The 12,114-nt window shown below is 71.6% G+C and carries 13 protein-coding genes; 6 read left to right on the top strand and 7 right to left on the bottom strand.

The window, feature by feature from the left end; genetic code table 11:
- The first annotated feature begins 91 nt into the window (after nucleotides 1–91).
- Entirely contained in the window at nucleotides 92–682 is a 591-nt protein-coding gene (locus tag AB0D44_RS09390) for a TetR/AcrR family transcriptional regulator (RefSeq protein WP_362586843.1), read from the top strand.
- A gap of 337 nt (nucleotides 683–1,019) precedes the next feature.
- Here the strand turns inward: AB0D44_RS09390 and AB0D44_RS09385 are convergent, their stop codons facing one another.
- The 4 genes from AB0D44_RS09385 to AB0D44_RS09370 all read right to left on the bottom strand — a co-directional run bounded on the left by AB0D44_RS09385 (nucleotide 1,020) and on the right by AB0D44_RS09370 (nucleotide 3,964).
- Nucleotides 1,020–1,553: a DUF3618 domain-containing protein gene (locus tag AB0D44_RS09385; protein WP_362586840.1), complete on the bottom strand. Its 534-nt coding sequence runs from the start codon at nucleotides 1,551–1,553 to the stop codon at nucleotides 1,020–1,022.
- Nucleotides 1,550–1,966: a phage holin family protein gene (locus AB0D44_RS09380; protein ID WP_362586837.1), complete on the bottom strand. Its 417-nt coding sequence runs from the start codon at nucleotides 1,964–1,966 to the stop codon at nucleotides 1,550–1,552. Before AB0D44_RS09380 ends, AB0D44_RS09385 begins: the two co-directional genes overlap by 4 nt.
- Nucleotides 1,967–2,202: 236 nt before the next feature.
- Nucleotides 2,203–2,751: a phosphatase PAP2 family protein gene (locus AB0D44_RS09375; RefSeq protein WP_362586834.1), complete on the bottom strand. Its 549-nt coding sequence runs from the start codon at nucleotides 2,749–2,751 to the stop codon at nucleotides 2,203–2,205.
- 742 nt (nucleotides 2,752–3,493) lie between these two features.
- On the bottom strand, nucleotides 3,494–3,964 hold the full coding sequence (locus AB0D44_RS09370) for a hypothetical protein (RefSeq protein WP_362586831.1): 471 nt from the start codon (nucleotides 3,962–3,964) through the stop codon (nucleotides 3,494–3,496).
- 950 nt (nucleotides 3,965–4,914) lie between these two features.
- Between AB0D44_RS09370 and AB0D44_RS09365 the strand changes: the two genes are divergently transcribed.
- Nucleotides 4,915–5,136 carry a hypothetical protein gene (locus tag AB0D44_RS09365; RefSeq protein ID WP_362586829.1) on the top strand — a complete coding sequence of 74 codons (222 nt, stop codon included), beginning with the start codon at nucleotides 4,915–4,917 and terminating at the stop codon, nucleotides 5,134–5,136.
- Between the two features lie 303 nt (nucleotides 5,137–5,439).
- Here AB0D44_RS09365 and AB0D44_RS09360 read toward each other — a convergent pair whose 3' ends face one another.
- A complete protein-coding gene (locus tag AB0D44_RS09360; protein ID WP_362586826.1) occupies nucleotides 5,440–6,693 on the bottom strand; it encodes a DUF418 domain-containing protein in 1,254 nt (417 codons plus the stop codon).
- Nucleotides 6,694–6,971: 278 nt separating this feature from the next.
- Between AB0D44_RS09360 and AB0D44_RS09355 the strand changes: the two genes are divergently transcribed.
- Nucleotides 6,972–7,652, top strand: a complete 681-nt coding sequence (locus tag AB0D44_RS09355) for a response regulator transcription factor (RefSeq protein WP_362586824.1) — start codon at nucleotides 6,972–6,974, stop codon at nucleotides 7,650–7,652.
- Nucleotides 7,649–8,773: a histidine kinase gene (locus AB0D44_RS09350; RefSeq protein WP_362586822.1), complete on the top strand. Its 1,125-nt coding sequence runs from the start codon at nucleotides 7,649–7,651 to the stop codon at nucleotides 8,771–8,773. The genes AB0D44_RS09355 and AB0D44_RS09350 overlap by 4 nt, the downstream gene beginning before the upstream one ends.
- A gap of 96 nt (nucleotides 8,774–8,869) precedes the next feature.
- On the opposite strand, the gene AB0D44_RS09345 is transcribed toward AB0D44_RS09350, so the two are convergent.
- A complete protein-coding gene (locus tag AB0D44_RS09345; protein ID WP_362586819.1) occupies nucleotides 8,870–9,157 on the bottom strand; it encodes a LysR substrate-binding domain-containing protein in 288 nt (95 codons plus the stop codon).
- Between the two features lie 9 nt (nucleotides 9,158–9,166).
- Here AB0D44_RS09345 and AB0D44_RS09340 point away from each other — a divergent pair, with 9 nt between their 5' ends.
- The gene (locus tag AB0D44_RS09340) at nucleotides 9,167–9,742 is read left to right on the top strand and encodes a DinB family protein (RefSeq protein ID WP_362586817.1); all 576 of its coding nucleotides are present in this window, start codon (nucleotides 9,167–9,169) and stop codon (nucleotides 9,740–9,742) included.
- Between the two features lie 204 nt (nucleotides 9,743–9,946).
- On the opposite strand, the gene AB0D44_RS09335 is transcribed toward AB0D44_RS09340, so the two are convergent.
- Entirely contained in the window at nucleotides 9,947–10,885 is a 939-nt protein-coding gene (locus AB0D44_RS09335) for an acetylhydrolase (protein ID WP_362586814.1), read from the bottom strand.
- Nucleotides 10,886–11,105: 220 nt separating this feature from the next.
- Here AB0D44_RS09335 and AB0D44_RS09330 point away from each other — a divergent pair, with 220 nt between their 5' ends.
- Entirely contained in the window at nucleotides 11,106–12,062 is a 957-nt protein-coding gene (locus AB0D44_RS09330; RefSeq protein ID WP_362586811.1) for a winged helix-turn-helix domain-containing protein, read from the top strand.
- Nucleotides 12,063–12,114 lie beyond the last annotated feature (52 nt).

Here is a 12,114-nt window from a genome sequence, read left to right as displayed (position 1 = left end):
ATAGCCGCTAACGCAACTAGGAGTTGCAATGGAGTTGAGTCCCCCCGAACCCGCCCGTCCCGTCGGGCGCGGCCGCAAGGCACAGGCGGCGGTGCGCGCCGCCACCCTCGCCGAGCTGCTGGACCGGGGCTATGCCGAGCTGACCATCGAGGGTGTGGCCCAGCGGGCCGGGGTACACAAGACGACGCTCTACCGGCGCTGGAAGGACCGCGCGAGCCTGGTCGTTGACGCGCTGGCCGAGCACTTCGCCACCGACATCCCCATTCCGGACACCGGCGCCGTCGAGACCGACCTGCAAGCCCTCGCGCGGGCGCTCGTGCAGAGCATGACCGACCCGGTGGGCAGGGCGGTGCAGACCGCGATGTTTTCCGACGCCGGCCGGCTGCCGGAAGTCGCCGAGGCGAAGCGGCAGATCTTCGCCGACCGGTTCCGGCGAGCCAAGCCGGTGATCGAGCGCGCCATCGAGCGGGGCGAACTCCCGACCGACACCGATCCGGTCGAGCTGATCAAAACGCTGGCCGCCCCGATCTACTTCCGGTTGCTGGTCAGTGCCGATCCGGTCGAGGAAGGTACCGCCGAGCAGGCCGTGCGGATCACGCTCGCCGCCGCCCGCGCCGGCGCCCTGGCACGGGGCTCGGCCGTAGCCGTCGAGGCAACCGAAGGAGACGCCGGTCAGGCGTGAAGGGCAGCGCGCTTCCCTTGCAGTGCCGCGAGAGGAGTGGGGGAGGGGCACGGTAGGAACGGTGCGGGGTGCCCTGCTGGCGCGGGCTTGGCGCGGGCAAGGGGCAGTCAGGCGCGGGGCCGGCAGCGGCTCCTGCGCGTTCGACGGGGCCCTGACGACGGCAAAAGCGCGCTTTGCAGGGCTGCGGTGATCAGCACTTCCGCCAGGTGCGGTGCCGGCCGGTGGCGTCCTCGGCGTGTCCGGTCACCCCGAGGCTTGTTTGACGGCCGCGCCGGCGGTCACCTGTTCCGTCCGCCGAGCGCCGGGCCGACAGGCCTATAGAGGGTCTTGGATGCTGTCACCGGCACCTCCGGCTGCGGCGCAGGAGCAGGAAGACGATGAACGCGGCGGCCGCGGCAAGGAGGGGGGTGCGGTTGGCCTTTGCCATGGTCGCGGCCGACTCGGCCTTCTCGCGGACCGGATCCGGGGCCTTCTCGGCGGCGAGGTGCCCGGCGCGCGTCGCGGTGTCGCGTACGTGCGCTGCGGCGTGGGCCGCCTTGTCCAGGACCGGGTCGGGGGTCTTGTCCTTGACGAGCTGTGCGGCCTGTCCTGCCTTCTCCCGAAGCGCTGCGGTCACGACGGTTGCCTTCTCGGCGGCGTGCTCTTTGATCTCGGCAGCCTTCTCGGCGGCCTGCTCCTTCATCTCGGCAGCCTTCTCCGCGGCCTGCTCCTTCATCTCGGCCGCCTTCTCCGCGGCCTGCGCCTTGACGTCCGCCTTGGCCGCCAGCGCCTCCACGGTCTGGCCGAGCTCGTCACGGGTGTGCTCGACCTGCTCGCGGAGTTCCTCTGGAGTGGGCGCGGATTCCTTGCCGCCCTGGGAAGGGGTGCTCATCGGTGTGCTGCCTCCTTGATCTGGGCCACGTCGGCCTTGACGCTGTCGATGGCCAGCTCGGGTGCGGGAGTGCCGGCCTTGGCGATCTGCTTCTTCCCGGCGGCCGCCATCACTGCCGCGACGGCCCCGAGAAGGACGGCGACGATCAGAGCCGAGGCCCAGAGAGGGAGGAGCAGAGCGAGGGCCGCGATCACAGCCGCGACCAGCGCCTGTGCGGCCAGGATGCCGACCAGGCCGGCCCCGCCGAACAGGCCGCCGCCCACACCGAAGCGTTTGCCCTTCTGCATCATCTCCGCCCGGGCCAGCTGCATCTCCTCGCGAACCAGCTCAGAAATCTGCTGGGACGCCCGCGAGACGAGGTCGCCCACCGATTCGTCGGAACTGTGATTCGGGTGCCGTCCAATGGCGCTCATCCACTCTTCACCTTCTCCGCATGCTCGGTCCGACACGGCACGTTGTCCGCCATGGGTGTCATACGGGGCAGTGCCCCACCGGTAAACGGCCTTGGATTCTCATCTGTGATGTCACGCACGAGGGCAACCGCGTTGCGCTTGCCGGAGTCGGCTTGGCGCCCTGCCTCGTGAACCGTGCCCACAGCTTCATCGCGCGCTTACCCCGCGTGCAGCCGGTCACGCGCCCGCGACTCATCTCATCTCCAGGCACACATGAGCAGGCGGGGCGTTGCCCTGACCAGCGCGGCTGCTGCCAGGCCGATCGCGGCGCCGGCTGCGACGTCGGAGGGGTAGTGCGCACCGCTGTGGACCCGTTGCAGGGCCACCATCACAGTCGGTACTGCGCAGGCGGCACCCGCCCATGGCCAGGAAGGCGCGACCGCTGCGGTGAACGCCGCGGCGGCAGCGGTGTGCCCGGAGGGGAAAGAGGAGCTGTCGGGCCGGTCCTCGACCTCGTCGTGCGGGATCCATTCCTTCGGGGGCCGACGCCGCTCGACGAGCCGTTTCGCCACCCCGTTGGAGAGCAGTTCCGCCACACCCATCGCCGTGATCCCGGCGGCCGCGGCTGCGCGGCCCCGCAGGCCCCCGCCGAAGCCCATGGCCACGGCGGCTGCCCACCAGAGCTTCGTGTGCTCGGCCGCTTCCTCGACCGGCGGCAGGAGCTGACGGGCCCAGTCGGAGTCCCAGGCGGCCACCCGCCGGGTCAGTCGATGATCTCCGTTGCGTAGCGTTGTCAGGATTCCCATGCTGTGCCCCTTGCCCGCCCGCGGCACATCTCCGCGTCAAGAGCGGCGCCGACGTGCCGGGCCAGACCGCCCGTCGTTGAACTCCTCCAGCGTGCCCCGCAGCACCACCATCCAGGACCCAGGACCGCTCGGGTCTTTCCGAGAGCTGATCTGCAGGCCGCTCATCAACCTGCTCGGGACCCGCCCTGTCGCCCCCGCCGGCCCCGCCATTCGACTCGCGGGACTCACCGCGCGCGGGTTTCGCTGTGCGTGTCATACCCGGCGGCTGTCCACTTACCGCCGCCTCATGCCTCCACGGAAGGCCGTCACAGCCAGCGACACGACTGCGCCCTCTGCTCCGCCATGGTCGTACCGCGTCGGGCACGGCCAGCGCCGTACGCCACAGTCGAGGGCCGCGTTGCCTACGGGAGCCAGCCGTACCGAAGACCATCCAGACCATCCCACCCTTGGCCACGCCGGATACGCGGTCCGGCGCTGCAGGAACACGGACGCTCCCTGATCGAGAAGCGTCGCACGGAGATCGCGAGATGGTGGTTCAGTTCGCAGGACTCGTTCTCACCCAAAGGTGAGTTCGGGGTACTTCTGAATGCCGTCCGGCGCGGCTGCGGCTCTGTACGCGGACGCCCGCCCCCCACCGGAGTGCGGTAGGGGCGGGCGTCGGGGTGGTGGCCCTGGTAGGGGCTGTGCAGCTCGAGGGTCAGGCCGTCTGCGACTCGCCTTCGACCTCGGCCTGGTGCCCCTGCTACTTCATGGTCTTCGACAGGTGGTTGGGGTCGATCCGCCCGGTACCGGACATGCTGCGTGCAGTGGGAGGGGTTTCCGCCAGCGGGTTCACCGGGCTCCAGGGGTTATCGCACAGGAGCGTCTGGTCACTTTGCACGGTGCAGGTGGTCTCCCAGACGGTCTTGTCGGGGGCGACTGTTTCGACGGTCACGACCCCCAGCTGGCCGGTGACCGAGATGCCGCACGCTCCGGGGGGGAAGTTGAGGTTGTCCGTGAGGTTCTGCCACGCGTAGCCAGCAACCGGCGGGAAGGGCCGGATGCCGACCCACGCCTCGCCATCGACGAGGACCGCCTTGAGCTGCTGGGAATCACTGGGGCTGGAGGCGGCGACGTCGGTGCACGGAATGGATGGGCCGGTGGCGCCGGTGGCGCCGGTCGCGCCCGTCGCGCCGGTGGCCCCCGTCGCGCCCGTCGCGCCGGCCGGGCCCACGCTGCCCGTGCCCCCGGGGCCCGCAGGACCGGGCGGACCGGTGGGGCCAGTGGGGCCAGTTGCTCCGGTGCCGGTGGGCCCCTGGGGACCCGCCGGACCGGCAGGCCCAGCCGGACCCGTATCACCCTGCGGACCTGCCGGGCCGGGAGGACCGCCCGGCGTGCCAGGCAGTCCCTGCGGGCCCGTCGCTCCCGTGGGCCCGGGGACACCCTGCGGGCCCTGCGGGCCAGCAGGCCCGGGAATGCCCTGCGGACCCGTGGGACCGGTAGGTCCCGCGGGACCCGCCGGCCCATCCGGACCACCAGGGCCTCCGGGCGGACAGTGATCCGGGTGGTAGTCGTACCAGCACCGGTCCGGATCGCTACCCGGATCCGCCACGGCCGCCGGCACGAGGACACCACGGCCGGCAGAAGCCACCGCCGGGCCGGCAACACCAGCCACCATCACCAGCGCGAGCGAAGCGACACTGCCGCCCACCCTCCACGCCTCTCGCCGGGGCAACGGCCCCAGAAACGAACCCGGTCTACTCTCAGAACGCATGATGCTCCTTCAGGTACGGTCGCGCTGCCCCCGGTGAGCATGACTCCTGAACACCCCGTCTGACCTGGAACACAGCCCGGAACGCGCGGACAATCAGCAGCACGGAGCATCCGCCGCACCGGACAGCGCAACCCCCGCACGTCATACGATTTTTCGCCGCGGCCCGCACTGACCTACGCCCCTCACGGCGGAGCGGAGAGCAGGCGTCCAGGACTCCGGTGCCCACCGCGCGCCGTGCCGCACGGGGGTGGCGGCCCGGGCTGGAGGAACAGCCGCTTCTTCGACGCCGGAGCCATCCGTGCCGAGCGCTGCCCGAACGGCGGTCATGAGAGGGTTCCAGCCACTTGGCGGGGGTGTACGCGACGATCGCCGGATGGCCGACGGACGGCCTGGGCTCCCAGGTTGGTGGCATGACACAGCGTGCGCAGGAGCGGGAACCCAACACTTCCGGCCGGCCGCCGGCCGGAGCAGGGGGTCAGGGGAACGCCGGGCGGAGCCGGAGCGCGTCGCTCTGGGAGTTCCTCGGCATGGCCCTGGTGGCGAGCGGACTCTGTCTGGCCGTCGTCAGCCCTGACCTCCGCGATGCCGTGGTGCACCCCCTCGCCGCGACGGCCGTCGAGCCGGCCCGCTGAGCCGAGCGCCACGGCCCCGCGCGGGCCGATGCCCGCCGCCGCTGACGCGGTGGTCGGCAGACCATGTGGGAAAGAAATTTTGTGGCTCCCCGACCCGCGTCGCGCGCCGCACCGGCACAGGTCGGCAGATCTGGTCCTCGTCGAGGGCCGGCCGCCGCCAGGGAGAACCGCAGCACTGTTTCCGGGTGACCGGCAGTCCAGCGCGTCGGCGGGAGTGCTGCCGGTGGTCGGCGGAGTGGGTTGCGGGCCGCGAGGGCCGTTGGAGCCGGGGCGGGTCATGAAGGCCGACCGCCCGGCCCGGCATCATCGGATGTACTTCGCCGGTTTGGTGGCGGCGTTGAGCAACGCCTCCAGCGGTCCGCGACGGAAGAAGCGGGACCAGACGGCGGCGAACACGATCGCTCCGAGGATGAGCGCGAGTACGGGAACCCATGACACCTGTGTGCTTTCGCCGGCCGGTATGCCCACCGCGGTCTGCACGAGGAAATGGCCGACATAGGCCGTCAGGGACATGGTGCCCACGGCGATGACCGGCTTCGCCAGTCGGCGCAGGCGCGGCAGGCGGGCCAGCAGCACCGTCGCGCCCACGACTACGAGTACGGCGACGCCCACGCTGCCGATGATGTCGAACGTGGTGCCGCTGTGCGGCCCGGCGGACAGCAGTTCCGAGGCCGACTGCGGGGTCTCGAAGGACCCGCTGCCGAAGGAGGACGCCTCCTCGGACCCGGCGGACGACTTCCCGCTCTCTGCCCTGCTCCGCAGCGCGTCCTTGCCCGCCAGGAGCAGGGACAGCCCGTACGCGCCCACGGTCAGGGCGGCACCGAGCGCGGCCAGGCGCCGCTGGACGGCGACGGTCGACAGGTCGAGGCGGGCCAGCGCCATGCCGGCGACCACGAACGACATCCACGTGATCGTCGGGTAGAAGCCGGTCAGCAGCAGGTCGAGCACACCCACCTCGCTGAGCTTCTTGAGCGGGTCGTAGGCGTTGATGCTCTGCTGGAGGGACTCGCTGAGCAGCGAGTTCAGGACGAACGCCAGCTGCGGCGTGACGAGGGCGAGCCCCGCGGCGATGACCGCCAGTGTCCTGGCGGACAGCCGCAGCAGGGGCAGGGCGAGAAGGAAGTAGACACCGTAGAAGCCGAGGATGATCACACCCCCGTACTCCATCGCCAGCACGGTGCCCAGCGCCAGCAGGATCACGGCCCGGATCGCGATCCGGGCCTTCGCCTGCCGGCCGGCCAGGCCGGTCTTCGGCTCACGGCGGCCGGCGATCAGCATCAGCGAGAACCCTGCGAGGGTGGCGAACAGGACCGACGAGTGTCCGTCGGCCAGGTACCGGGCCCAGGTGCCGAGACCGGACGTCGCCGACAGGACCGGGCCGATGTGAACGATGTACATGCCGAACACGGCCAGCGCACGGGCCAGATCCACCCCGACCAGGCGTCCCAACGAGGGGTCGCCCGGGGTCCTCCCGGCAGGCTCGGGCGAGGCTGCGTGCCGTGGGGGCGAGTTCTCCTGCGGAGCCGATGTCTCCTGCGACGGCTGTATCTGTGTCATACGAAGAACCTCCCGGTGCTGCAGGGAGGTGGACCATCCGGCAGGCTTCGGTGACGCCCCCGCCGACCGGCCGGAGCGCACCCCCCGAACGGCTGGAGCCGACCCGCCAGGTGTCCACGGTGCAGGGGTGATCACGCCACCACGTACCCTGCCCGACGTACGGTCGACGTCAGGCGAGCGCCGTACGAGCGCGCGGAGCGCCCGGGTGTACGGGTGTACGGGTGTACGGGTCGCCCAGAAGCGGGACAGCGCAGACGAGAGTGTGAGGCGGAACGCCGGTGATCCGGGTAGTGGTGGTGGACGACGAGGCCCTGGTGCGGTCCGGTTTCCAGATGATCCTGAACGCGTCCGACGGCATCGAGGTCGTGGCGACCGCGGAGGGGGCGCAGGCCGTCGACGTGATCCGGCGCGAGCTGCCGGACGTCGTTCTCCTCGACATCCGGATGCCGGACGTGGACGGCCTGACCGTGCTGCGGCAGATCCAGGAACTGCCCGAACCGCCGCACGTCGCCATGCTGACCACCTTCGACACCGACGAGTACATCCTGACCGCACTGCGCTCGGGAGCCTCCGGCTTCCTGCTCAAGGACACCGAGCCCGAACAGCTCGCCCAACTGGTGCGCACCCTGGCCGCGGGCGGCGTCGTCATGTCGCCGAAGGCATCACGCGCCCTGCTCCGCAGCCACCCGGGGGCCGGAGCACATCAGGACGCGGACGCCGCACGCGTCGGCCTCCTCAGCGACCGGGAACGCGACGTCCTCGTCCTGATCGCCGACGGACTCTCCAACGCCGACATCGGCACCCGCATCCACCTGAGCCAGGGCACCGTCAAGGACCACGTCAGCTCCATCCTGACCAAACTGCGGGTCACCAGCCGCGTCCAAGCCGCACTCCTCGCCGAGCGGGCCGGACTGCTGACCCACAACGACGACGACACGACCCGGGGCGACGGCCGATGAGCACGGGCCGGAGGACACTGTGGCGGCGCGTGCCGCCCTGGGCCGTCGACGCGGGCCTCGTCGCACTGGCCGCGCTCGACGCATGGATCAACCTCTTCGGCGATGCGACCCCGCTGATGTGGACCTGCGCCGCCGTGGGCGCGGCCGGACTGTTCCTGCGCAGGCGCTTCCCGCTGGCCGTCTTCCTGCTCACCCTTCCCATGACCCTGTTCATGGACGTGGCGGTCGCCCCGATCGCAGCCCTGTACACACTGGCCGCGTCCACCCGCAACCGCCCCCTGCTGGCCGGCTGCGCCCTGCTGAACGCGGCCGCGGACACCCTCGCCTGGCCCCTGTCCCACACGCTCACCGGCGACCGGACCTGGACGCTCGTCCAGTTCGTCTACACGCTGGCCACAGCCGTCGCTCCCGTCCTCTTCGGCCAACTCGTGCAGGCCAGGCGCGACGTGGCCCGCCAGCTCGTCGAGGTCAAGGAGGCCCGGGAACACGAACGCGTCCTGTACGCCCAGACGGTCCTCGCCCGTGAACGGGCCCAGCTGGCCCGCGAGATGCACGACGTCGTATCCCACCAGGTCAGCCTCATCGCCGTCCAGGCCGGAGCCCTCCAGGTCGCCGCCAAGGACCCCGACGCCCGTGAGGCCGCCCGCACCATCCGCACCCTGAGTGCCAACACCCTCGACGAACTCCGCCACATGGTCACCCTGCTGCGCGCCTCCGGCGGCAAGGCAACCGAACTCACCCCCCAACCCACCCTCGCCGACCTCCAGCAGCTCATCGCCAACAGCGGCATCGAGATCACCCTGACCGGAGGGCTCCCTCCCGGCATCAGCACCACCGCCCAGCGCACCATCTACCGCACGGTCCAAGAAGCCCTCACCAACGTGCGCAAACACGCCCCCGGCGCCCGCGCCGACGTACGTCTGTGGCACGACGCGCACCACTTCGGCGTCACCGTCACCAACACCGCCCCCACCCGCTCGACCGTTGCCCTGCCCAGCGCGCGCCACGGCCTCATCGGCCTGAAAGAACGCGCCGAACTGCTCCACGGCACGCTCACCGCCGAACCCACCCCACAGGGCGGCTACACGATCGAACTACGTGCCCCCACCCGGCCCGCCTGAGCACAGGCCTGCCGATACTCCGGATGCCTGGTCCGCCACGACAGCCGGCAGCGGCCTCGTCATGCTGAGAACGGGTCGCCCCACTCGGGCCGAAGGTCACCGGCGGCACCAGCTCGCGGTCCCGGTAATCGGGCATTGCGGCCGGGGTGCGGTGCGCAGTACCGGCACGTCCGCGAGGGCCTCCTGCGTGACCGATGCCCGGCGGGCGAGCACATGGCCGGCGGGCACGGCCGGCACCTGCTCCTCGCGGATCAGCACCGGCCGGCACCGCAGGTCGGGCTCACGGACCGGGAACGGCGCGAGGAGGACGTCGACGGCCCATGCACCGCCTGGGCCGCTCGCGTGCTGCGATATCCAGTGGTGGACGGGGTCGATGTGCACCACGATGCGATCATGGACTCAGGCGAACATGACGACAAGGCAGTGGTGACGCGGTGGTCTCCGTCCACCATCTACCCGGACATGTGGGTCGACCCCGATGACGACCCGCGTGAGAGCGGGGACGAGACGGTCGACGAGCGCGGCACGTTGCTGGAGAGCCTGCGCCACTTCCGACTGACCATCGAGATGAAGTGTGCGGGCCTGGATGCCGAACAGATGGCCCGGCGCTCCGTACCGCCGTCCACGATGTCCATGCTGGGGTTGGTGCGGCACATGGCCGAGGACGAGCGGCATTTCCGCCGGCTGGCGGGGGAGGACGCGCCCAGGATCTACCGCACCGCCGAAGACCGCGACGGCGACTGGAACGGGGCGGTCGCCGACCCGGCGGTCGTGGACGACGCCTGGGGGCAGTGGCGGGTCGAGAGCGAGGCGACCGACCGGTTCATCGCCCGCTTCGCCGACCTCGGCACACGGACCGGGCAGGCGCCGCTGCGCGAGATCCTGATCATGCAGATCACCGAGTACGCGAGGCACTGCGGCCACGCCGACCTCTTGCGCGAGAGGATCGACGGACGAGTGGGCCAGTGATCCGCTGACGATCAGGACCCGGAGGGACGCGGGACGGGCGGCCGGTCTCGTGAATCGGTGAGCGAGGCGCCGCAGACGGCTGTGGGAATGGGGAAGCCGGGGGAGTAGGGGCCAGGCTTCCACCCCGGAGCCCCCGGAGCCCCCGGAGCCCCCGACGCCCCCTTGCGCGGCCGCAACAGGCACGGGCCGCCCCTCATGGTCCCGCTACAACAGGTGCCGGGCGAAGAAGGTCCCCACCCGGCGCCGTACCTCAGCCAGGCTCGCAACCGGGTCGCCGGTGCCGATGAGCGCGGCCCGCGTTGTCGCTGTCACAAGGCCGGCGGTCCGGAGCTGTGCGACGAGTGAGCCGTAATCGGTGAACGCCCAGTGGTTCGCGGCGGCGAGCAGCACGCGGCGGCCCGGAAGGCCCGCCCAGGAGGACTCGAGACGGGCGGCGCCGTCGAATCCGTCGGTGCGGAACAACAGCAGCGGCCGGTCGGAGCCGACCGGCGTCGGGTACAGGTCGAGGTAGCCCTCCAGGTTCGCCACCGCGCCGACCCGGCGGTCGCCACGGGCCGCGTACACCGCCGCCGTGCCGCCCGCGGAGTGCCCGTACAACCCGATCCGGCAGAGGTCCACAACCGGTGCGAGCGGCAGGTCGCCGAGCCGGTCCATGACCAGGCGGAGGTCCGCGATCCTGGTATCCACCATCGTGCGGAAGGTCGCCGGGTCCGGCGGTCCGATCAGGACGGTCGTCCGCATCCCGGTCGGCAGTTCCACCTGAGAAGCGTCACCGGGGTGGTCGACGAGGACGACCACTCGGCCGTGGCTCGCCAGGTCCTCGGCGAGGGTGGTGCCCAGCGTGCGGGAGTCACCGGCGCCGGGTGAGTACACCAGTACCGGCCGCCGCCCGGGCAGCGGCGGGGCGCCCACGTACGCGTGGGTGAGGACCGCGCCCCAGTCCACCGCTCCCGGCTCTGGCAGTCCCGGATGGACGTGTGGCGCGTACTCGGCGAACACCGCAGCCTCGTCCGGGGTGAGCTGCGGCGCACGGGAGAGACCGCGCACCGATCGCGCCGGGTACAGGACGGTCAGCATCACCTCCCGCACGCCGCCCACCCACGGGTCGGTACGGGCCGGGTCCGTCAGATGGACCGTCTGCATGCCTACGGGGTACGGGCCGGCGGGCGCGGGCAGCCGGAGGGTCGGGCCACCACCGGTGGCGGACGCAGCCGTGGGCAGCAGGGCGGCGGCACTCCCGCATAGGGTGCCTTTCAAAAGAGTGCGTCGAGAAGTCATACGAACATCCTTGGGGCGGGGGCCGCCACGATGCGAACGTTCAGGTCCTGGCCGAAAGGCTGGCCCAGGACAAGGAGGTGTGCGGGTGCTGAGAATCCACTTCACCGCGCAGGATTTCGCCCGGATCCGCTTCGCACCCCGCCCGGCGCCGCTCCAGGAGCTGCACGCCGCCCTGACGACGGCCGTGACCCGGCGCGGCGGGCCTCTGTTCGCGCCGTGGCGCGGCCGTGTCCTGCGCTCTCTTCCGGCCGCAACCGACCCGCTCGCGGACCTGGTTCCGGCGGGACGCCCGCCCTCGTTCCTCGACGTCCTCGGTGACACCATGGGCGACGGCTTCGAACAGATCCGCTCGACCAGCCCGTGTCTCGTCCGCTCCGAGCTGGAGCGGGTCTACGGGGCGGTGCCCGCCCCTCGCTGGATCCGCGGCCTGCACGCGGGCGACGGGACGGCCTGGCGCACCCTGCACCGTGCCCAGCAGGCTGCGTACGAGACGGTCCTCGCCCCGGTCTGGTCCGTCGTACAGGATCTGCACCGTGAGGAGTTCACCCGCTACGCCCTGACGGTCGCCGAGCACGGCGCGGCCGCCACGCTGACCGGCCTGGCCCCGGCCGGCCGGCTCCATGGGGGTGTGTGGGAATGGCCCGGCGCAGCGCCGGACCGCGACGTCTGCCTCGACGGGCGCGGCCTGGTTCTGCTGCCCACCTTCCACCACCCCTCGGGCCCCCTGCTTCACGACAACCCGGGCCGTCCCGTAGTCCTGACGTACCCAGCCGGTCCCGGGCTCCCGCCCACTGCGGGGCGCCCGGTCGCCCCCGCCGAGACCCTGGCCGCCGTCCTGGGCCGCACCCGGCTGGACGCCCTGCGCCTCCTCGCCGAGCCTCACACCACGACGTCCCTGGCGCGCGCCCTCCACGTGAGCAACGCGACGGCCTCGTCCCACGCGGCGGCGCTCAGATCGGCAGGCATGGCGACGACGACCCGCACAGGCCGTTCGGTCACCCACCAACGCACGGCCCTCGGAACGCTGGTTGCAGGCGCCTGACCGCCGTCGTCCGCCACCTCAGATCCTGCCGGTAGCCCGGCTACCGGCCGCA

It is taken from the genome of Streptomyces sp. NPDC048349, assembly GCF_040651925.1.
In the GTDB taxonomy this organism is placed as follows: domain Bacteria; phylum Actinomycetota; class Actinomycetes; order Streptomycetales; family Streptomycetaceae; genus Streptomyces.
This window is presented reverse-complemented; position numbering and strand designations above follow the sequence as displayed.